19 protein-coding genes are annotated in these 22,291 nt (G+C 45.0%); 15 read left to right on the top strand and 4 right to left on the bottom strand.

The features are described 5' to 3' along the window. Positions 1-652 precede the first annotated feature (652 nt). Complete coding sequence (gene queG / locus AB4371_RS20945; protein WP_017059922.1) at positions 653-1,831, bottom strand: tRNA epoxyqueuosine(34) reductase QueG; 1,179 nt, start codon at positions 1,829-1,831, stop codon at positions 653-655. Positions 1,832-2,071: 240 nt separating this feature from the next. Between queG and tsaE the strand changes: the two genes are divergently transcribed. The 8 genes from tsaE to hflC all read left to right on the top strand — a co-directional run bounded on the left by tsaE (position 2,072) and on the right by hflC (position 11,609). Continuing rightward, on the top strand, positions 2,072-2,536 hold the full coding sequence (tsaE, locus tag AB4371_RS20940; protein ID WP_004735870.1) for a tRNA (adenosine(37)-N6)-threonylcarbamoyltransferase complex ATPase subunit type 1 TsaE: 465 nt from the start codon (positions 2,072-2,074) through the stop codon (positions 2,534-2,536). Beyond that, positions 2,530-4,245, top strand: coding sequence for an N-acetylmuramoyl-L-alanine amidase (locus AB4371_RS20935; protein ID WP_102398018.1), 1,716 nt, complete (start codon positions 2,530-2,532; stop codon positions 4,243-4,245). The genes tsaE and AB4371_RS20935 overlap by 7 nt, the downstream gene beginning before the upstream one ends. 102 nt (positions 4,246-4,347) lie before the next feature. Further along, positions 4,348-6,561 carry a DNA mismatch repair endonuclease MutL gene (gene mutL / locus AB4371_RS20930; protein ID WP_372150609.1) on the top strand — a complete coding sequence of 738 codons (2,214 nt, stop codon included), beginning with the start codon at positions 4,348-4,350 and terminating at the stop codon, positions 6,559-6,561. A 97-nt stretch (positions 6,562-6,658) separates the two neighbouring features. Beyond that, the gene (gene miaA / locus AB4371_RS20925) at positions 6,659-7,591 is read left to right on the top strand and encodes a tRNA (adenosine(37)-N6)-dimethylallyltransferase MiaA (protein ID WP_017059926.1); all 933 of its coding nucleotides are present in this window, start codon (positions 6,659-6,661) and stop codon (positions 7,589-7,591) included. Positions 7,592-7,783: 192 nt separating this feature from the next. After that, positions 7,784-8,047 (top strand): RNA chaperone Hfq, encoded by a 264-nt coding sequence (gene hfq, locus AB4371_RS20920; RefSeq protein WP_017059927.1) that lies wholly within the window; start codon positions 7,784-7,786, stop codon positions 8,045-8,047. A 44-nt stretch (positions 8,048-8,091) separates the two neighbouring features. Beyond that, a complete protein-coding gene (gene hflX / locus AB4371_RS20915) occupies positions 8,092-9,399 on the top strand; it encodes a ribosome rescue GTPase HflX (RefSeq protein ID WP_017059928.1) in 1,308 nt (435 codons plus the stop codon). A gap of 27 nt (positions 9,400-9,426) precedes the next feature. Next, entirely contained in the window at positions 9,427-10,629 is a 1,203-nt protein-coding gene (gene hflK, locus AB4371_RS20910; protein ID WP_017067930.1) for an FtsH protease activity modulator HflK, read from the top strand. Positions 10,630-10,631: 2 nt separating this feature from the next. Continuing rightward, positions 10,632-11,609, top strand: a complete 978-nt coding sequence (gene hflC, locus AB4371_RS20905; RefSeq protein WP_017059930.1) for a protease modulator HflC — start codon at positions 10,632-10,634, stop codon at positions 11,607-11,609. A 172-nt stretch (positions 11,610-11,781) separates the two neighbouring features. Here hflC and AB4371_RS20900 read toward each other — a convergent pair whose 3' ends face one another. After that, positions 11,782-11,970, bottom strand: a complete 189-nt coding sequence (locus AB4371_RS20900) for a DUF2065 domain-containing protein (protein WP_010434105.1) — start codon at positions 11,968-11,970, stop codon at positions 11,782-11,784. 172 nt (positions 11,971-12,142) lie between these two features. Between AB4371_RS20900 and AB4371_RS20895 the strand changes: the two genes are divergently transcribed. Both AB4371_RS20895 and motX read left to right on the top strand, forming a co-directional pair. Further along, positions 12,143-13,459: an adenylosuccinate synthase gene (locus AB4371_RS20895; RefSeq protein WP_010434108.1), complete on the top strand. Its 1,317-nt coding sequence runs from the start codon at positions 12,143-12,145 to the stop codon at positions 13,457-13,459. A gap of 298 nt (positions 13,460-13,757) precedes the next feature. Next, complete coding sequence (gene motX / locus AB4371_RS20890) at positions 13,758-14,393, top strand: flagellar protein MotX (protein ID WP_017063177.1); 636 nt, start codon at positions 13,758-13,760, stop codon at positions 14,391-14,393. Between the two features lie 143 nt (positions 14,394-14,536). On the opposite strand, the gene AB4371_RS20885 is transcribed toward motX, so the two are convergent. Beyond that, a complete protein-coding gene (locus AB4371_RS20885) occupies positions 14,537-15,946 on the bottom strand; it encodes an amidohydrolase (RefSeq protein WP_017065627.1) in 1,410 nt (469 codons plus the stop codon). Between the two features lie 247 nt (positions 15,947-16,193). Between AB4371_RS20885 and rnr the strand changes: the two genes are divergently transcribed. The 5 genes from rnr to rplI all read left to right on the top strand — a co-directional run bounded on the left by rnr (position 16,194) and on the right by rplI (position 21,121). Further along, on the top strand, positions 16,194-18,695 hold the full coding sequence (gene rnr, locus AB4371_RS20880) for a ribonuclease R (RefSeq protein ID WP_372150608.1): 2,502 nt from the start codon (positions 16,194-16,196) through the stop codon (positions 18,693-18,695). Between the two features lie 187 nt (positions 18,696-18,882). Beyond that, positions 18,883-19,623, top strand: a complete 741-nt coding sequence (gene rlmB, locus AB4371_RS20875; protein WP_017063180.1) for a 23S rRNA (guanosine(2251)-2'-O)-methyltransferase RlmB — start codon at positions 18,883-18,885, stop codon at positions 19,621-19,623. Positions 19,624-19,900: 277 nt separating this feature from the next. Further along, positions 19,901-20,290 carry a 30S ribosomal protein S6 gene (gene rpsF / locus AB4371_RS20870; RefSeq protein WP_004741278.1) on the top strand — a complete coding sequence of 130 codons (390 nt, stop codon included), beginning with the start codon at positions 19,901-19,903 and terminating at the stop codon, positions 20,288-20,290. Positions 20,291-20,402: 112 nt separating this feature from the next. Next, positions 20,403-20,630, top strand: a complete 228-nt coding sequence (gene rpsR, locus AB4371_RS20865) for a 30S ribosomal protein S18 (protein ID WP_000090472.1) — start codon at positions 20,403-20,405, stop codon at positions 20,628-20,630. Positions 20,631-20,668: 38 nt separating this feature from the next. Beyond that, complete coding sequence (rplI, locus tag AB4371_RS20860) at positions 20,669-21,121, top strand: 50S ribosomal protein L9 (protein WP_010434182.1); 453 nt, start codon at positions 20,669-20,671, stop codon at positions 21,119-21,121. A 162-nt stretch (positions 21,122-21,283) separates the two neighbouring features. Here rplI and AB4371_RS20855 read toward each other — a convergent pair whose 3' ends face one another. Further along, the gene (locus AB4371_RS20855) at positions 21,284-22,186 is read right to left on the bottom strand and encodes a DUF481 domain-containing protein (RefSeq protein WP_372150607.1); all 903 of its coding nucleotides are present in this window, start codon (positions 22,184-22,186) and stop codon (positions 21,284-21,286) included. Positions 22,187-22,291 lie beyond the last annotated feature (105 nt).

Genomic DNA, 22,291 nt, shown 5'->3' with positions numbered 1-22,291 from the left:
GAACCCGATGTATCGCTCCAGCTTTCTTCTAAAAAGCTATTAAGACTCTTTAAACCACCGTGTTTTTCTTTAGATCACAGAGTTTAAAGACGACCTTAAGGGTCACGCTCTTTCTTTAATGCTGCGAAGCATAATCCCCCCAAAAAGCAAATAATCCTCCATCATGGTGGATATTTTTTTGTCTTAAATTTTTCTTAGCAACTGGAATGCTAGTAAACATCAGGTCTCTGAAGCAGATACTTGAGGTTTTTCACATCTATAAACAGACTTATCCACAAAATGTTAGGTGTGGATAACTTGGTTGATAAAGTTGTTTCAGGCTTAATTCTTTACCTATCCCTAAAAGATCTTTCTTGTTTTCAATATATTAGATGAATTGCAGCGATCGTAACTTGTTGTTTTTTATCAAGTTGGATGCCTATCTTGGATTTAATAAAAGATCGTTAACTTGTTGTTTTTTGATCTTAATCATTTATCGGTACTGTGTTTAACTTTGCTCGGGTGTCGGAAGTTTACGAGAGTTCTGAATTTTTTCCACATTGTTAGAATTGAGAACAAGGTCAAACATTGTTCTAAAATTATGTGCAACGAGTTGTCTTAAATATTGGACTATCGATGTGGGTGTCGCTGTCAATCGTTGATACCAAAAGGGCTAGGCGTCTCTTGGTAGTCCTTTCTCTACTATACGTATCAGTCTGTGCTTTTTGGTGGAGATTTTGCTGTTACTTTTTTGCACACAGCTATTTTTCTGCGTAGAGCTATCTTCTTGCACACTGCTAGCGTTGGGTAACTGCTGTAGTTGTTTATTCAAAGCCCACTCAATATGCACATCAAGCATTTCGTTTTTGCCTTGATGAGACTCCAGGGTTTCAATAATGCGTTGTTGAAATGGTGCATTGCCCATCGCAACAAAGATATTGCGTAACCACTGGGTGTGGCCGATACGTCTGATTGCTGAGCCTTCCATTTTCTTTAGGAAGGTTGCTTCGTCCCAACTTGAAAGTGAAACCAGATCGGCTTCTTGGAAATCTTCTCTGCGGTGAAAGTCTGTTTGCTCTGTGAGTTCGGCATGACGATTCCACGGGCAAACTAACTGACAATCATCGCAACCGTAGATACGGTTACCAATGGCATCTCTATACTCTTCAGGGATCACACCATCATATTCAATGGTTAAGTACGAAATACATTTGCGCGCATCAACCACGCCATCAGCAATAATGGCACCCGTTGGGCAAGAAGTGATACATGCGGTGCATTTGCCGCACTCATCAACACTGGGTTCATCCGTGGGAAGAGGGATGTTAACTAACAGCTCCCCTAGAAAGAACCAAGAGCCAGCGTCTTTATCAAGAATTAATGAGTGTTTACCTGTCCAGCCCAACCCTGCTTTTTGAGCGAGTGGTCTTTCCAAAATGGGCGCTGAATCGACGAAAGGGCGTGAGTCTAAACCCTCGACCTCTTTTTCAATTCTTTGTCCTAGCTTTTTCAACTGGTTACGGAACAATTTGTGATAGTCGCGGCCTAAAGAATAGCGGCTGATGTAGCCTTGAGTGGTATCGCTTAGGTTAGAGGCGAACTGAGCTTCTGGTGGTAGGTAGTTCATTCGAGCGCTGATCACTCGAATTGTGCCTGGGTGAAGTTCATCAGGACGTGCACGCATCATCCCATGTCGAGCCATCCAATCCATTTCGCCGTGGTTGCCAGCATCTAGCCATGCTTGAAGAGGGGCTTCGTGTTCACTTAAATCAACATCGCAGATGCCAACTTTTTGAAAGCCCAGCTCTTTTCCCCAGATTTTAATTTTTTCAGCAAGATGGTCTAGATTCATGGCTTATTTCTTATTTTCTCTGTTTTACAATTAGAGATAAGGCTAATTAAAATTAGGTTCGGCAAAAATGGGGGCGGATCTTAACGGATCTTAGTGGTGTTGACCAGAACAGACGCGTTTTGAGCAGTATTTTTCATAGAACTTACACTTGAGTGCTTGTCTCCCAAAAGCATCACGGTTTACTATTCTTGTTCTTTTGATTTTTATATAGTCAACGATCGATTTTTAGAGAACGTATTCATGAGCACGAAACAATTTACTTTGAAAGATGAACAAGCAACGATTCAATTAGGAACGGAGCTTTCTAATCTTTGCTCACAGCAGACGACTATTTATCTGCATGGTGATCTTGGCGCAGGTAAAACGACTTTCAGTCGTGGCTTTGTAAAAGCACTTGGCCATCAAGGAAATGTAAAAAGCCCAACGTATACTCTAGTTGAACCTTATCAACTTGCAGATTGGCAGGTGTACCACTTTGACCTTTATCGCCTAGCCGATCCTGAAGAGTTAGAGTTTATGGGAATTCGTGACTACTTTACTCCGGATGCTATCTGTTTGGTTGAATGGCCTGAGAAAGGTTATGGGATGCTACCAGAAGCCGATTTGGATATTGATATTCGTTACCAAGACGATCACCGTATTGTTTCTTTAACCGCTAATAGTGAATACGGACAGCGCTTACTTAGTCAGTTGGAGTTATGTTGATTTCTAAACGCCTTATTTCAACAGTGGCCATGATGGCTGCTGTTTTTTCTATACTGTTTTCTTCACTTGTTTCTGCAAACTCACTGAAAAGTTTAAGGATTTGGCCTTCTCCAGAAGGAACTCGTGTGGTTATCGACTTAAAATCAGAAGCGGACTTTAGCTATTTCACCCTGAGTAGCCCGAGTCGCTTAGTGGTTGATTTAAAAAATACCAGTCTTGCGACTAAGTTACCGGTCGAGGTGAAAGACAGCCCTGTTCTATCTAAGATTCGTAAGAGCTCACCGCCAGACAAAAACACCTATCGCTTGGTTTTTGAGTTAAAGCAGTCGTCTAAAGCCGAATTATTCAAACTGAGCCCGACCCCAGGTGGTCAGTATGGACACCGTTTGGTGATCGACTTACCTCATGGTGCGGCAAGTAAAGCGACATCGACACCGAGTAAGCCAACGGTAAGTAAGAACATTAATCAGGTTAAGCGCCAGAAAGATATTCTAATTGTGATTGATCCTGGCCACGGTGGTGAAGACCCAGGTTCGATTGGTCCTACGCGTAAATACGAAAAAGACGCGACTCTGAGTATTTCTAAGAAGTTAGCAGCTCAACTGAATGCGGTCCCGGGGATCAAAACTCGTATGACTCGTAATGCTGATTACTTTGTGAACCTGAATCGACGTGTTGCGATTGCTCGAGAGAATGAAGCTCACCTGTTGATCTCTATTCACGCCGACGCCTTTACGACGCCTCAACCAAGAGGTGGTTCAGTGTTTGTATTGAACACTCGACGCGCAAATACAGAGATCTCTCGTTGGATTGAGAATAAAGAGAAACAGTCTGAATTGCTTGGTGGTAGCGGTGCAGCGTTCACAAGCAATATTGATGATAAGAACGTAAACCAAACCCTGCTTGATTTGCAGTTTAGCCACTCTCAAAAAGAGGGCTACAAACTGGCAACGGCAATTCTGTCTGAAATGGGTAAGGTTGCGAAACTGCACAATAGCAAGCCGATTAACACCAGCTTAGCAGTATTACGTTCACCACAGATCCCATCAGTACTGGTAGAGACAGGTTTTATTTCGAATCCGACGGAAGAGAAGCTTCTTTTCCAACGTTCGCACCAAGATAAATTGGCACGAGCAGTGACTAAAGCGGTGGTTAAGTATTTGAAGGCTAACCCGCCTGAAGGGATTATCTTGTCTAACGCAACGTCATCAACGGGCAGCGTGAGCCAACATAAAGTCTCTCGTGGTGAGTCTTTGTCTGTGATTGCGAGCAAGTATGGTACGTCGACACAGACGTTGATGAAGTTCAACAATCTGAAATCGAGCAGCCTAGCAATTGGCCAAGTACTTAAGATTCCAGGCAGTGCTTCAACTTCATCATCAAGCAGTGCGGTTAAAACGAAGACCATCACTCACACGGTTAAGTCTGGAGAGTACCTAGGTAAGATCGCCAGCCGCTATAAAGTGTCGGTGGCTGATATTAAACGTGAGAACCGTTTGAAATCAGAGACGGTGAGAGTAGGCCAAAAGTTACGTATTACGGTTGAAGTTAAAGATGTTCCTCTGCGCAAACACAAAGTTGCAAGAGGTGATTACCTTGGCAAGATAGCTTCGAAATACGGCGTGAGCGTCAACAGCATTCGCCAAGCGAATAAGCTAAGATCTGACAGTCTAGCTATCGGCCAAGTGTTGATTATTCCTCACAAGTAGTCTTGGGAATGCTAAACAGCTTCAGGTATATCAATGATAAAAAATAAGAACTAGTGCAAACGTAGCAGCGTTTCCATCAATGGCAGTAAGGTAGCTATAAATATGACGATCAAAATACTGCCAGCTCGGTTAGCTAACCAAATCGCAGCGGGTGAGGTGGTAGAAAGACCCGCTTCTGTTGTAAAAGAGTTGGTTGAGAACAGTTTGGATTCTGGTGCGACACGTATCGATATTGATATCGAGAAAGGTGGCGCCAAGATGATCCGCGTTCGTGACAATGGTAAAGGCATCGTAAAAGATGAGCTTGCCTTGGCACTGAGTCGTCATGCTACCTCCAAAATCCACACTCTTGATGACCTAGAGGCGATCGTCAGCCTCGGTTTCCGTGGTGAAGCGCTGGCGAGTATTAGCTCGGTTGCGCGCTTGACCATGACTTCACGCCCTGCCATTCAAGATCAAGCTTGGGCAGCACACAGTGAAGGTCGTGATATGCAGGTAAAACTGCAGCCAGCAGCACACCCAATTGGTACTTCGGTTGAGGTGTTGGATCTGTTCTTCAATACACCAGCGCGCCGCAAATTCTTACGCACCGAGAAGACTGAATTCACCCATATTGATGAGTTGCTCAAGCGTATTGCATTAAGTCGCTTTGATGTGACGATCAACCTTCGTCATAACGGCAAGATGATTCGTCAGTACCGCGCTGCCAAGACAGAAGTTCAAGCAGAAAAGCGCATCGCTGCGGTATGTGGCAATCCTTTTGTTCGCCATATGCTTAAGATCGAACTTGAGCACCAAGGCTTAAAACTTCATGGCTGGATCACCACACCTGAAGGGGCCAGACAGCAAAGCGACCTGCAATACTGCTATGTGAATGGTCGTATGATGCGTGACAAGCTGATCAACCATGCGATTCGTCAAAGCTACGAAACCAGCCTGCGTCCAGACCAATTCGCGACGTATGTGTTGTTCATTGAACTCGACCCACATCAGGTGGACGTGAATGTCCACCCTGCAAAACATGAAGTGCGTTTTCATCAAGCGCGCCTTGTGCATGACTTTATTTACCAAGCATTGAGCGATGGTTTAGCGCAGAGCAAGCAGATCGATGCTGCACCAATCAATCAGTCGGCTTTTCATCAGTCAGAAGTGATTCATCATCAGCAAGATAGTACGAGCTCTGCAGTTGATGGTGTTGCAAGTTTCGCTGAGCCAGAAAGCGTAATGCCTAGCAGTTCGGATCAAACCCAAGTTTCGGATAGGGTGCGACACGCTATTGAGCAAACGCCTGCCTACCCGAGAAAAGCAGAATCAGAGCACGCTTTTGATAAGCCTCAACACAGCGTTAATGATGGTGTGCGACACTATGTTTCATCAATTAGCCCAAGCTCATCAACCAGTCCAAGTTCATTAGCTGGCCGAAGCTCGGCTACTAGTGACAGCAGTTTTACCGGTTCCTCTCGCCAAGAGTGGATAGAGTCTCGACCTGAACCTAAAAAAGAGAAAGAGCCACACCAACATCATGGTGAACCCGCGCCCTCTAAGCGAGAAGTGAAAGCCTATAAAGAGCTTTTGAAAACGCCTGATTTTGATGATCAAGTTGTACAGCCTTCATCTTCTCAAGAGCATGTGGCACCAGTAGAAACCAGAGACAACTTAGAAAATAAAGAAAATAAAGAAAATAAAGAAGCTAAGCCTGCTCAACAGAATCCTGTTCATTTAAAGCCAAGAGCACCTGTAACGGACTTGGGCAAAGCGGTCTCGATTGTGGAACGTCAGTATCTGGTAATGGGCAATAAGAACGGCAGTGTGCTGGTTTCCTTGGCTAAGGCTGAGTTATTGCGTGTTGTTGGTCAGCTTGATACTCGAGGTGGTGCGTTAAAAAGCCAACCACTATTGGTGCCTTTATCGATTAAGCTGGGTAGTGAACTTGTCGAAGTTGCTAAGGCGCTGAGTCAAACTCTGGCATTACTGGGGATTGAGCTTAAGGCGCGAAACAGCGAGGCGGTAATGGTGATGGGCGTGCCTTCTCCTTTAAGGCAGCAAAACTTACAAATTTTGATCCCAGATCTGTTATCTTACGCGGCTTCAATAAATGCCCAGGGTGCAGTGAAGCAACCTAATGACATGTTGTCAGCTTTGGTTAACTGGATCGGGATTCAAACCGCACAAGTAAAAAGCGACTACACTTTATCTGAAGCGGTTCAACTAGTTGGGGAACTAGAACAACTTTGGCATGGTCTACTTCCATTAGATGATCCAGAGTTTGTTAATCCTATCGACTTTTCAGCGACTATAGCCGCGTTTACGGTTTAATTTTTTCGCGACGACCTTTGTCTTTTTAGCTGAATACGTCGCGACACAAAGCCCTTTGCTAAAAAGCGCTAAAACAGAGAAGCAAATACAAAATATCATGACTGAAAAATTACCTTTAGCGTTGTTTTTAATGGGCCCAACGGCGTCAGGAAAAACAGATTTAGCTATCCGCTTACGTCAGAAATACCCTGTAGAGATCATCAGCGTCGATTCGGCATTGATCTACAAAGACATGGATATTGGTACCGCTAAACCGGATGCGGAAGAGCTTGAGCTCGCGCCTCATCGCTTGATTGATATTTTGGATCCAAGCGAAGCGTATTCTGCGGCAGATTTTCGTCGTGATGCGATCAATGAAATGAATAAGATTGTAGCGGAAGGCAAAATCCCGTTACTTGTTGGTGGCACAATGCTGTACTACAAAGCATTGTTGGAAGGTTTATCGCCATTACCAGCCGCGGATCAAGAGATTCGTAAGCAGATTGAAGCGGAATCTATCGAACAAGGTTGGCAGGCATTGCACGATCAATTAAGAGAGATAGATCCCGTATCCGCTGAAAGAATACACCCAAATGATCCACAAAGGCTTTCAAGGGCATTGGAAGTTTACCGAATTTCGGGTAAAACATTAACAGAGCTAACTCAAACGAAAGGCGATAGCCTGCCATTTCGTGTAAAACAATTTGCAATAGCTCCCAAGGAAAGGACTGAACTCCATCGCCGCATTGAGCTGCGTTTCGAGAAGATGATAGAAGCTGGGTTTGAAGATGAAATGAAGGCGTTGTACGCCAGAGAAGATCTTCACCCTGAACTGCCATCGATCCGATGCGTTGGTTATAGGCAGATGTGGGATTATTTAGACGGTAATTGTGATTTAGACGAAGCGGTTTTCCGTGGTGTCTGTGCAACCCGTCAGTTGGCCAAGCGACAAATCACCTGGTTGCGCAGTTGGGATGATTTAACTTGGTTAGATAGCGAAAACATTGATCAAGCGTTAGAAACTCTTTCAGATGCAATAGCATCTGATTAGTATTGCTGTGTATAATGTGATCGCTTTTGCGTGAATATACTCTGGAAAGGATCCGTTATTGAGGCTTTTAAAAATCACAGCCTTTCAATAACAACGGAGTTTTTTTATTCATTTAGCTCAGATGCAAAGGCCGCACCTTTTTGTGCACCACTAGCTAAATAATTACAACAAAATACAAATAAGGAAAATAAAATGGCTAAGGGGCAATCGCTACAAGACCCATTCCTAAATGCACTCCGTCGTGAGCGCATTCCAGTCTCTATCTATCTTGTTAACGGCATTAAGCTGCAAGGTCAGATCGAGTCTTTCGATCAATTTGTGATCTTATTGAAGAACACAGTAAACCAAATGGTTTACAAGCATGCGATTTCTACTGTGGTACCTGCTCGCGCAGTTAGTCACCACAGCGGCGAGCAACGCACGCCATCTGATCGTCCAGAGAAGACTGAAGATTAATCGTTCAATTTGTACAGCTTGCGCTGTAATAAGGAGTTGGTTGCTTGTTTGACCGTTATGAATCCGGCGAGCGAGCCGTACTTGTTCATATCAACTTCACGCAAGAGGGAGAATGGGAAGATCTAAGCGAATGTGAAATGCTGGTCTCCTCAGCGGGGGTAGAAACGCTACAAGTGATTACTGGTAGCCGACAATCCCCACTCCCTAAATACTACGTTGGAGAAGGTAAAGCCCTAGAAATCGCACAAGCTGTTCAGCTGACCGGTGCTGAAATTGTGATTTTTAACCACTCCCTCTCTCCTGCCCAAGAGCGCAACCTCGAGCAATTGTGTAAATGTCGTGTGATTGATCGCACGGGTTTGATCTTAGATATTTTTGCACAACGTGCGCGAACTCATGAAGGTAAGCTACAAGTTGAGCTCGCTCAGCTTCGTCATATCTCTACTCGACTGATTCGTGGTTGGACTCACCTTGAAAGGCAGAAAGGTGGTATTGGTCTTCGTGGTCCAGGTGAAACTCAACTGGAAACCGATCGACGTTTGTTGCGTGACCGTATAAAGGCAATACTACGTCGTTTAGCGAAAGTTGCTAAACAGCGTGAACAAGGACGACGTGCTCGTAATCGAGCTGAAATCCCAACAATTTCTTTGGTTGGTTATACCAACGCAGGGAAATCAACACTTTTCAATCGCATCACAAGTGCTGGTGTTTATGCGGCAGACCAACTGTTTGCAACCCTAGACCCAACACTACGTAAGATTGATTTGGCAGATGTCGGGCCTGCAATTCTCGCAGATACCGTAGGTTTTATCCGTCATCTACCACACGACTTGGTCGCTGCGTTCAAGGCAACATTACAAGAGACGCAGGAAGCTGACATTTTGTTACATGTTGTTGATGCCAGTGATGACCGTTTTCGTGAGAACATTCAGGCTGTTCATGAAGTATTAGAAGAAATCGATGCTCATGAAGTGCCAACCCTTGTAGTCATGAACAAAATCGACTGCATGGAAGACCAAAAACCTCGAATTGAAAGAGACGAAGAGGGCGCACCTCGCGCTGTTTGGGTTTCTGCAATGGAAGGAGAAGGTATTGAACTGCTGTTTGAAGCTTTAACTGAGCGTTTAGCTAGCCAGATGGTTCAATTCCGGTTGTGTATTCCACATCAACATCAGGGCCGTATTCGCAGCTTATTCTTCGAGATGAAATGTATTCAACAGGAAGAGTATGATGAAAATGGTAACTTGTTGATAGATATCCGAATGCAACAAATAGATTGGTCTAAACTTGAAAAAAGAGAAGGGGCGCTCTTAGGTGACTTTATCGTTACCAAAGAGACTGCTACAGTATAACGTCATATCAAATGATGGAGCTTTCTAATGGCGTGGAATGAGCCTGGAAATAACAACAACGGCGATAATAACGGCCGCGATAATGACCCTTGGGGTAATAAAAATAATCGCGGCGGCCGAGATCAAGGACCGCCAGATCTAGACGAAGTGTTTAGTAAACTAAGTCAAAAGTTAGGTGGCAAGTTTGGTAAAAAAGGTGGCAACGGCAACGGACCATCTATTGGTGGTGGCGGTGCAATTGGCTTTGGTGTCATTGCCGTTATTGCTATTGCTATCTGGTTCTTCGCTGGTTTCTACACTGTTGGCGAAGCAGAAAGAGCAGTAGTACTTCGACTGGGTCAGTTCGACCGTATCGAAGAACCTGGTCTTAACTGGCACCCACGCTTCATCGATGAAATCAGTGATGAGCAACTAGTAAACGTTCAAGCGATTCGTTCTCTACGTGCTGCTGGCACGATGCTAACGAAAGATGAAAACGTTGTGACCGTTGAAATGGGTGTTCAATACCGTGTTTCTGACCCATACAAGTACTTGTATCGTGTAACGAATGCAGACGACAGTTTACGCCAAGCAACCGATTCTGCGCTTCGTGCGGTAATTGGTGACTCACTAATGGATAGTATCCTGACAAGTGGTCGTCAGCAGATTCGTCAAAGCACTCAAGAAACGTTGAACCGTATTATTGATAGCTACGACATGGGTATTCTGATTGTTGACGTGAACTTCCAGTCAGCACGTCCACCTGAGCAAGTGAAAGATGCATTTGATGATGCTATCGCGGCTCGTGAGGATGAAGAGCGTTTTGAACGTGAAGCTGAAGCTTACCGAAATGACATTCTTCCAAAAGCAACAGGTCGTGCTGAGCGTTTGAAGAAAGAAGCGGTGGGTTACTCAGAGCGCACAGTTAATGGTGCTCTAGGTCAAGTTGCTCAATTCGAGAAACTGCTACCTGAATACCAAGCTGCTCCTGAAGTAACACGTAACCGTATGTACCTAGATACAATGGAAAAAGTGTACTCAAGCACATCGAAAGTCCTGATTGATTCTGAATCAAGCGGTAACTTGCTATACCTACCAATTGATAAGCTAGGCGCACAAGGTGGTTCTCAGTCGGGCTCTCGCCCTGCAAAAGCATCATCAACTTACGATCAAATTGAGTTAGAAACTCAAGCGGATCCAAAGCCTAGCACTCAAACTCGTTCAGACAGTTCACGCCAAGGGAGATACTAATAATGCGTAAATTAATGATCCCTGTATTAGTTGTGACGATTGCCCTTCTATTGATGTCAGTGTTTGTGATTCAAGAAGGTGAGCGTGGCATGGTAATTCGTTTTGGTCGAGTTCTCGATGACAACGGCGTATCACGAATCTATGAACCAGGTCTGCACTTTAAACTACCGATGTTTGATCGCGTAAAAGTACTTGATGCTCGTATTCAAACGATGGATGGCCGTTCTGACCGTTTCGTAACATCAGAGAAAAAAGACGTTCTAATTGATACTTACGCAAAATGGCGTATTGCTGATTTTGGACGTTTCTATCTGAGTACCGGTGGCGGTAATATCATGACGGCAGAAGCACTTCTTGAGCGTAAAGTGACAGATGTTCTTCGTTCTGAAATTGGTTCTCGTGAAATTAAGCAGATCGTGTCAGGCCCTCGCAACAAGGACATCCTGCCAGACTCTGCTGATAGCGAAGTCGTCACAACGGTAGCGGCTGCAGAAGCACTAGAAGTTGATGGCGAACGCGATAAGATCATGGAAAACGTTTTGTCTGGAACGGCAGAAAGTGCGATGGCTGATTTAGGTGTTGAAGTTGTTGATTTTCGTATGAAGAAGATTAACCTTCCTGACGAAATCAGTGAATCTATCTACCGCCGTATGCGTGCAGAACGTGAATCGGTTGCTCGTAGACACCGTTCTCAAGGTCGTGAGAAAGCGGAAGTTATCCGTGCTCAAGCTGAGCTAGAAGTGGCAACAGTTCTTGCTGAAGCTGACCGTACAGCTCGAATCACTCGTGGTGATGCGGATGCAGAAGCAGCGAAGATCTACTCTGATGCGTTCAGCAAAGATCCTGAGTTCTACGGCTTCATGCGTTCATTGCAAGCTTATGAGACATCATTTAGCGATAAGAGCGACATTCTAGTACTGGATCCGAAGACTGACTTCTTCCAATACATGAATCAAGCAAGCGGCGCTCCAGCAAAATAAGCTGATGCGTTAGCGAATGCTTAGCTTAATAAGCAAAATACGTTAAAACTTAAAAGGCTCCCATTGTGGGAGCCTTTTTGTTTTCTATGACTTCTTTCAGGAGGAGACATGTTTGTGGATTCACTATTGGGGCGCGAGGGAAGGCGCTTAACAGCGTTCTACTTATAGAAACCTAGCGGTAGGTCATGAAAGCGATAACCGCTCCAGCCACCACAAGACAGCCTCCAATGCGGCGCAGTTGCGTGTCTGGTTGCTCGCTCAGTTGCGCGACCATGTTTCTCCAGCCATTGGGTGCAATCAAGGGGCCGAGCCCTTCCACAATAAGTACGAGCCCAATAGCGAGCCAAATTGATTGAGACATGGTTCTGCCTTTTGTCTGTAAAAAAGCAATGATATCAGTATCTTTACACATCTGCCCCCAGTTATGGCTGGTTTATTTTTGTACAGCGTTAACGTTTATGAACAAAAAGTGACTGCAAGAAGTGTGATTCAGTGCTAGAATCCATTTTTAATTAGCAACAGAAATTGGAAAGATGGGAAATAACGTAGTCGTTCTAGGCACCCAATGGGGTGATGAAGGTAAAGGTAAAATCGTTGACCTTTTAACTGAAGATGCAAAATACGTGGTTCGCTACCAAGGCGGTCACAATGCAGGTCACACACTTGTAATTGACGGTGAAAAAACCGTTCTTCACTTAATTCCATCAGGCATCCTACGTAATAACGTTAAATGTGTTATTGGTAACGGTGTAGTATTATCGCCTGACGCACTTCTAAAAGAAATGAAGCCTCTTGAAGATCGCGGTATTCCAGTACGTGAACGTCTTTTCATCTCTGAAGCTTGTCCTCTAATTCTTCCGTACCACATTGCAATCGACAACGCGCGTGAAATCGCTCGTGGCGCTAAAGCTATCGGTACAACGGGTCGTGGTATCGGTCCTGCTTATGAAGATAAAGTTGCTCGTCGCGGTCTACGCGTTGGTGACCTTTTCGATAAAGAAGCATTTGCTGAGAAGCTAAAAGAAGTGATGGAATTCCACAACTTCCAACTAGAGCACTTCTACAAAGCTGAAACAGTAAGCTACGAAGAAGTTCTTGAGCAAGCGATGAGCTACGCAGACATGTTAACTGCGATGGTTATCGACGTAACTGACGAACTAGACGCAGCACGTAAGCGCGGCGACAAGATCATGTTCGAAGGTGCTCAAGGTACGCTACTAGATATCGACCACGGTACTTACCCATACGTAACGTCTTCTAACACGACTGCTGGTGGTGTTGCTGCAGGTTCTGGTTTCGGTCCTCGTCACATCGGTTACATCCTTGGTATTACTAAGGCTTACTGTACTCGTGTTGGTTCAGGTCCATTCCCTACTGAGCTATACGATGGCCTTGAGAAGCAAGACCCAGTTGGTAAACACCTAGGCGATGTTGGTCACGAGTTTGGCGCAACAACTGGTCGTCTACGTCGTACTGGTTGGTTCGATGCTGTTGCTATGCGTCGTGCAATCCAAATCAACTCTCTATCTGGTATGTGTCTAACTAAACTAGACGTTCTAGATGGCCTAGAAGAACTAAAAATCTGTACTGGTTACAAGATGAAAGATGGTTCTATCCTAGAAGTTTCTCCAATGGCTGCTGAGTCATTCGAAGAAGCGACGCCAATCTACGAAACAATGCCTGGTTGGTCTGAAAACACATTTGGTGCTAAATCTATCGACGCGCTTCCACAAGCTGCTCTAGATTACATCAAGCGTATCGAAGACCTAACTGGCGTTCCAATTGATATCGTATCAACTGGCCCAGATCGTAACGAAACTATCATCAAGGTTCACCCATACGGCGCATAATGCCTGCTGAGTGATTACCAGGCACGAACAGTGCTTTGATAATAAAATAGTTTTCTAAAAGCCGACTTTATTAAGTCGGCTTTTTAATACCTGCAATTTAGCCGTTCACTCTTTGATGGTGATCTTTTAAGCGTCATCAGGCAAAATATTGCCCATTAGCGGCAAGTTTTGTCTAAAGCCGTCGGGGTTATTGCCGATACAGATATCATGGAAAGTGAAGTTCACCCTGTTTTGTGCGTGTAGAAATCCTCTGCACCCCTCAATAGATAACTTTAGCGACAGATAATAGAGTGCAGGTATGAAGCTACGAATTGTGGCAGCTTCATTAATAATGGCGCTGAGCTCACCCTTGAGTCATGCTAATTTGGCTGATGTGGGAGAGCCCGTTCCAATATATACAGAAGCTGAACTGATTAATTTAATCGAAAATAATCAACATCTAGAGCGAGTGAAAGCTGATAAGTGCCAGTTAGTTGAAGATATCGTTGCTCGTGCAACGCGTATTAGCTTGCCTTCTTATGAGTTTTTATACGGTGATATGTTGGCTTGGGGTGTGTGTGTTCCACAAGATGTAGAGCTTGGCCTTTACTATATGGAAAACGCGGCACATCAAGGTTTACCCGCTGCATTAGAGCAGTTAGGTCGTTATTACTCTCGTGGTACTTTGGTACAACAAGATCAAGAGCGTGCGATTCCGTATCTACGTGAAGCGGCCTCTATGGGCAACTTAAGTGCGAGCATTCACTTAGCGGAACTCTTGTTACGTGACTACGGTAGCCCATTGGATTATGAAGATGCTTACCGTTGGTTGTATAACTCGGTAACCGCAGATCAAAGACAACACAGACGTATCACTGTGCTTCGTAGCGGTCTGGAACAGAGAATGCCAGACAATATTATTGCTCGAGCAAAACGTCGAGACGTATTCTGGTAAGACAGATTATTGAATGAGCAATGATGATTAATGACTGCACTCGTTAATCATCTAAAAAACTCGTATTAAAAAGGCCTCGCTGAGATTCATCAGCGAGGCCTTTTTTGATCTGAACGGAAAACCGTTTATCTAATTCGGTAGCGTTATTGAACCACCTCACCAGACTCAATCACCGTTTCACGAACAACCTTGGTGAAATCGAGTGCTTCTTGACGAATCTTATCTTCGTCTACCGTTAGCATGTCGCGATCTTGCATGATGATCTTGCCATCAACGATGGAGTGACGAACATTGCCTGAGTTAGCTGAGTACACCAGTGCTGAGTATGGGTTGTAGACTGGAACCATGTTTGGCGCCTTAGTATCGATCACTATGATGTCAGCCAGTTTGCCTGCTTCAAGAGAGCCGATCTTATCTTCCATGTGCAGCGCTTTTGCTGCACCCATTGTCGCCATGTCGATCACTTTGATCGGCGGCATCGCAGCACGATCTTTGTTAACTAGCTTGTGAACTTTAGCGACTTGGTTGAACTCATCAATGGTGCTCAGTGTGTTACCAGACATTGGGCCATCAGTACCTAAACCGATACGCACGTTCTCGTCATACATCTTAAGGGCAGGTGATACACCTTTTGCTGACTTGATGTTAGCACTCATGTTATGAGCTACACCCATATCCGATTTCTTCACCAGTTCGATATCATGTTCGTCAACGAGGATCATGTGTGCACCCACCAAGTTCTTGTTGAGTGCGCCAATGCTGTCCATGTATTGAACCGGGGACAATCCATCAGAACGCTCTGCGATTTTCTCTTCTTCACGGTGTGATTCTGCAAGGTGAATCATTACTGGAACATCTAATTCTAGGGAGAGCTTAGATATTTTCTGAAGGATCTCTGTGGTGTTGGTGTAAGGCGCATGTGGGGCAAACGCTGGTGTGATGCGTGGGTGATCTTTGTATTCTTCAATGAAGTTCAACGCGTACTTAATGCCTTCTTCTGCGTTGGCAGCGTCGGCGACTGGGAACTTAATCACCGTTTCACCTAGGATGGCACGCATACCGATCTTATCGACGGTTTTTGCGACTTCATCTTCGAAGTAGTACATGTCGGCGTAAGTGGTCACACCGCCTTTCACCATTTCAACGTTACCTAGGTTGGCACCAATGCGTACCATGTCTCGCGATACTAGCTTCTTCTCTAGCGGGAAGATGTAGCGGTGTAGGCGATCTGGCACATCATCGGCCAACGAACGAAAAACTGTCATTGATACATGGGTATGAGTATTGATGAGACCCGGCATAACGATATCGCCATCAACGTCTAACACTTGCTTAGCTTGGTACTGCTTCTCTAGTGAAGCATCACCAACCGCAATGATTTTGTTGTCTTTGACGACAACAGTACCGCTTTCATAAACCGTTTTGTCTTGGTTCATGGTTAGAACCATCGCATCGGTAATCATCAGGTCAGCCTTTTCCATTGCCGAACTTGCGAATGGGAACAGCGCTAGGCTCGCCATAGCTGAAGCCAATAAAGTGCGTTTTAGTTTCATATCATACCCAGAACAGGAGTTGGTAAAGTGCGTGGATAATAGTGTATTTCATTCATGGCGCAAACGTTTGTTTTATCGTTTGCTTGAAGTTTTGATGATAATCCACGTCTATGAAGCGATGTTTCACAAAGTGAAGATATGTATCAATCTGAGGTTATTTGAGTGTTTTCTAAAGCATATCTGTAGCTTACCCCTAGCATCAGATATACTAAGGGTATATACCTTCCTTGCTTAAGCAGGCCCGCCTATGTCAAAAAACACACCAACGTCAGAAAACACGACAGCGACAACCACTGTTGATCCTTTTGCCGACCGAGAGTCGAAAAATTACGATAACCCAGTACCAAGCCGAGAGTTCATTATTTCGTTTTTAACAGACGCGAATATTCCGATGAACCGCAACGATCTATTCGAAGCTTTGGGTCTTGCTGGAGAGGAACAATATGAAGGGCTGCGTCGTCGTTTACGTGCAATGGAGCGTGATGGACAGCTTATCTTTACTCGTCGTCAGTGCTACGCATTGCCTGAGAAGATGGAACTGATCAAAGGCTATGTGATTGGTCATAAAGACGGTCATGGTTGGGTTCGCCCAGACGGCAGTGTGGGTAAAGACAATGATATCGTGCTGCCGCATCATCAGATGAAAACCATCATGCACGGTGATTACGTATTGGTTCAGCCTACTGACAACAGTAAGCGTGGCCGTCGTGAAGGTCGCTTGGTTCGTGTGCTTGAAGAGCGTAAAACGCCACTTGTTGGTCGCTTCTTCCTAGAGTACGGCCATTCTTACGTTGTTGCTGATGATTCGCGTATTAGTCACGACATCCAGATCCCTACTGAGCATAAAGGCGGTGCTCGAATGGGTAATGTGGTTGTGATTGAAATTACGGATCGCGGTGGTCGTTCTCGTAACATGATGGGGAAAGTAACCGAAGTTCTTGGTGAAAACATGGCGCCGGGTATGGAAACGCAGATTGCGATCCGTACTCACCAGATCCCACAAGAGTGGCCTGAAGCGGTAGATAAGCAAATCGAAAACCTAGGTGAACATGTTCCTGAAGAAGCAAAAGAAGGACGTGTAGACCTGCGTAAACTGCCATTGGTTACCATTGATGGTGAAGATGCGCGTGACTTCGATGATGCGGTTTACTGTGAAGCGAAGAAAGGCGGCGGCTGGCGTCTATGGGTAGCGATTGCTGACGTAAGTTACTACGTTCGCCCAGATACAGCGCTAGACAAAGAAGCGATTAACCGTGGTAACTCGGTATACTTCCCGTCACAAGTCGTGCCAATGCTGCCAGAAGTGCTTTCAAATGGTTTGTGTTCATTGAACCCTCAGGTAGACCGTTTATGTATGGTGTGTGAGATGACTATCTCAGACAAAGGTAAACTGTCAGGCTACAAGCACTACGAAGCGGTAATGAATTCTCATGCTCGTCTTACTTATAACAAAGTAGGCGCGATCTTAGATGGCAATGAAGAATTACGTGAGCGTTACGAACCTGAAGTACCACATCTTGAAGAGCTTCATAAGATGTATAAGGTGCTTAAGAAAACGCGTGACGAACGTGGTGCGATTGAATTTGAAACGGTAGAAACTAAGTTTATCTTCAATGCGGATCGTAAGATCGACCGTATTGAACCGGTAATTCGTAACGATGCACACAAGATCATCGAAGAGTGTATGATTCTGGCGAACATCGCATCGGCATCTTACGTAGAGAAAGCGAAAGAGCCTGCTCTGTACCGTGTTCACGAAACTCCGGGCGAAGAGCGCTTAATGGGCTTCAAGAGCTTTTTAAGTGAATTAGGTTTAACACTGGAAGGTGGTCTGTCGCCATCACCAGTAGACTATGCACAACTGATGCAACAGATTAATGAACGTGAAGATCGTGAATTAATCCAAACTATGCTGCTACGCTCAATGAAGCAAGCGGTATACAACGCGGATAACGCGGGTCACTTTGGTTTAGCTCTTAAACGCTATGCTCACTTTACCTCGCCAATTCGTCGTTACCCAGATTTGCTATTGCACCGTGCGATTAAGTACCTTATTGCGAAAGAAGAAGGTCGTAACAGCGAACGTTGGACGCCAACTGGTGGTTACCACTACACTTTCGATGATATGGACTTCTACGGCGAGCAGTGTTCAATGACTGAACGTCGTGCTGATGACGCAACGCGTGAAGTAAACGACTGGTTGAAGTGTGAATACATGCAAGACCATGTCGGTGAGGTGATGGATGGTGTGATTGCCAACGTGACTGGTTTTGGCTTCTTTGTTCGTCTAACTGAACTGCACATTGATGGCTTGGTACACATCTCAGCGCTAGCGAATGATTACTACCAATTTGATGCTGTTGGTCAGCGTCTAGTGGGTGAAAGCTCAGGTAATACCTACCGCTTGGGTGATTCGGTTAAAGTGAAGGTTTCTGCGGTTAATTTAGAAACTCGCCAAATCGACTTTGACTTAGAAGACACTGATCGTCAGCCGCGTGGCAAAGGCAAAACAGCCAAGAAGCGTGCAGCCGAAGCGATGAAAAAGGCGAAAAGCAAGAAGCGCTCAGCAGTGAAGAGTAATAAGCCAGGTGTATCAGCGAAGCCTATGGTTGAGCCAACTAAGCGACCTGACGGAAGCAGCGAAGGCCCTGCTAAGAAGAAAAAGCCAGCGAATAAAACCGGTGCTGCTAAAGCTCGCGCTAAGAAAAAGCGTGCAGCAAGCCGTAAGCCAAAGGCTGATAACTCTTAAGACTGATAAATCTTAAGGCTAATAAGGCGCTCTGCTAATCAGGTTTAGCGCCTACTGATTTAGTGTGAAATGACTTTAATGCGAGAGTATCAGGCACAAGACGCATACTCTCGAAATGAACAACACAGAGGTGGACACATCGGCATTGATGTCATTCATCTCTGAGCAATAAGAGTAAGTTGAGACAATGAGTAACGAATTTATTTACGGTATTCACGCGGTGAAAGCCGTACTAGAAAAAGATCCTGCACGTTTTATCGAAGCGTATGTATTGAAAGGTCGCCAAGACGAGCGTCTTCTTCCATTACTGAACCAACTGCAACAGTTTGGTGTGTCGATTCAACAGATGGGTCGTAAGCCGTTGGATGAAAAAGCACAAGGTGCGAATCACCAAGGTCTTATTGCTAAGGTGAAGCCTGCTAAGCAGCTTAATGAAACTCACCTAGACGATATCCTAGCGCAGCACGAACAGCCTTTGCTGTTAGTTCTAGACGGCGTAACAGACCCTCATAACCTAGGCGCTTGTCTACGTAACGCGGATGCCGCAGGTGTCGCTGCTGTTATCGTACCTAAAGATCGCTCTTCGCCGTTAACAGCAACGGTAAGCAAGGTTGCATGTGGCGCAGCTGAAACGGTTCCTCTCGTGCGCGTAACCAACCTAGCTCGCACAATGCGTGCACTGCAAGAGCAGGGCGTATGGTTTGTGGGTACGGCAGGTGAAGCAACGCATGATATCTATCAAGCGAAGCTAACGGGTCCTCTTGCGGTAGTTATGGGTGCAGAAGGTGACGGTATGCGTCGTTTAACTCGTGAAACTTGCGATGATCTGATTAAGATTCCAATGGCAGGTAGCGTATCGAGCTTAAATGTTTCTGTGGCGTCGGGTATTTGCCTGTTCGAAGCGGTAAGACAGCGTTTAGCTCAGTAATGCGTTAACGCTGCTTTAAGTCTATGAATTTATTAGCGCTCACCACTTGCTGGTGGGCGTTTCTTTTTAGGCTGTTATAGCAAAATCCATCGGTTTGTCGGATGGCTAGATGGCGACAGAAAAACTGTTTCATTATTCACCAAATAGCGCTTGCCAATACCGGGTTCTTTCTATAACATTTGCCGTCCTTAAAACTCGGTCATTTATCTTTAGTTCCTTGCTTCCTCTGGACGACCGGGCCACTCGTGGAAGCTAATAATCCGTAAGGAGCAACCAAATGCGTCATTACGAAATCGTATTCATGGTTCACCCTGATCAAAGCGAGCAAGTTGCTGGCATGATCGAGCGTTACACTGGTTCTATCACTGAAGCTGGCGGTACTATCCACCGTCTAGAAGACTGGGGTCGTCGTCAAATGGCTTACCCAATCAACAAGCTTCACAAAGCTCACTACGTTCTTATGAACGTTGAAGCTGGTCAAGAAGTGATTGACGAGCTAGAAACTGCTTTCCGTTTCAACGATGCAGTTCTACGTAACATGATCATGCGCACTAAAGGCGCTGTGACTGAGCAATCTATTATGCTTAAGCAAAAAGAAGAGCGTGCAGAGCGTGCTCCTCGTCGCGAAGAGCGTACAGAAGCTAAACCAGAAGCAGCTGCTGAGTAATTCTTTTTTGGCTTAACGCCTTAAAAAATTCTCAACTTGTTTTAGGTCATTGATAGTTATTTCGATAATTGTGAAAGACCGCTTTACTAAATTTAAGATCAGGAGATAGCCCATGGCTCGTTTCTTCCGTCGTCGTAAATTCTGCCGTTTCACTGCAGAAGGCGTACAAGAGATTGACTACAAAGACGTAGCAACTCTTAAAAACTACATCACTGAAGCTGGTAAAATCGTACCTAGCCGTATCACTGGTACAAGCGCTAAGTACCAGCGTCAACTAGCTCGCGCTATCAAGCGTTCTCGTTACCTAGCTCTACTACCGTACACTGACAAGCATCAGTAATCGGTAATAGTTAATAATAGTTTAAGAGGACTAAGATAATGCAAGTTATTCTACTTGATAAGATCGGTAACCTAGGTGGCCTTGGCGACCAAGTAAACGTTAAATCTGGTTACGCTCGTAACTTCCTTATCCCACAGGGTAAAGCAGTTATGGCAACTAAAGACAACGTTGCTATGTTCGAAACTCGTCGTGCTGAACTAGAAGCTAAAGTTGCTGAGCAACTAGCTGCTGCTGAAGCTCGTGCAGAGAGCGTTAACACTCTAGAAGGCGTTACAATCGCTTCTAAAGCTGGTGACGAAGGTAAACTATTCGGTTCTATCGGTACTCGTGACATCGCTGACGCTATTACAGCGGCAGGTGTTGCAGTAGCTAAGAGCGAAGTACGCCTACCTGAAGGCGCTCTACGTAACATCGGCGAATTCGAAGTAAGCATCCAACTTCACTCTGAAGTTTTTGCTACTGCGAAAATCGCTATCGTTGCAGCTGAGTAATTTCAGTACCAAGACGAATTCTTTCTTTTGAAAGTTTTAAACACCAGCTTCGGCTGGTGTTTTTTTATGTCTGGAATATAGGAAAAGGTAAGAGAGGGTTACATTAGGTTAAAAGCCTACTATGATCCAAAAGCTCTGATGGCTGAACAACCAGCTATGGAATTAGAATTGAAAGAGTAGGTTAATCGATAGAACAGAGTCTTGTTTGCTTAAGCCTTCAGGCACTTTATCGTGGTACTGGCGAGAGTGAGCGATCTTCAGCGCGATATTGTCAGTAATATCGTTGATGGCTTCTAACTCAGTATCAAACTTTAGGTTACTGTGACCAGAGACAAGCGTCACGTCTGCCTTGAGCTGCAAATTCTTCAACACCTGCCATGACGTATTCACGTTGCCACGGAAAATTGCCTCTTCAACAATCTCTGGGAAGATGATGTCATCATCATCAATCTCATCAAGGTTCGGTTCTTGGTAACGAAAACCTGGTCCCACTTCGACTTCCAACACAAACTCTTCGGTATTCGAAAACTGGTAACCCAAACCACTCGAAATTGTGTAGTCCTTAAAGTAAGCACTGTATCTCGAGTCGACTCCTTTGAAACTGCCGTAAAGGTAGGTTTTAGGGCTTAACTTGTAGTCACTCTGAGCTGAGTAAGTCGATTGCCTTTTATCTTCTTCGCCATCTTTGTAGAGGTTGTAGTATTTCCATTCACCACTGGTTCTATGACGGCCAGCCGTGTACTCACCGTTAAGGCGTGCGTTAAGCGCTCGTGAATCAGAGTTACCAGTATGCGACTGATATCCAAATTCGACTTCCGTTTTTAGCGGGCTCGGTAGTTCTGTATCACTTGTATCACTCGGTGCGATATCTAACTCTTTTTCTTCAGGTGTCGGTGCAACGACGATCGGCTCAGCTGTAGTTTCTGGTACTACTATAGAGTCGAGAATAGAATCAACAGAGGTATTAGCATCAACAGAGTCTTTAGCATCATCAGCTAAGGCCATCGGAGCGCTCAGGAGACCAGTGCTTAGAAGACCAGTGCTCAGAGCCAATAATTTGGACACGCATACCTCTAGTTATACAGTGAGTGAATGGCAGGATCGTAATGCTACCCTTGGTTAATTCCGTCAGCAATAGGTAAATTCTTCCTGAAGAATAAAACAAACTCA

It is taken from the genome of Vibrio sp. 10N.261.51.A3 (assembly GCF_041471965.1).
Taxonomy (GTDB): domain Bacteria; phylum Pseudomonadota; class Gammaproteobacteria; order Enterobacterales; family Vibrionaceae; genus Vibrio; species Vibrio crassostreae_C.
This window is presented reverse-complemented; position numbering and strand designations above follow the sequence as displayed.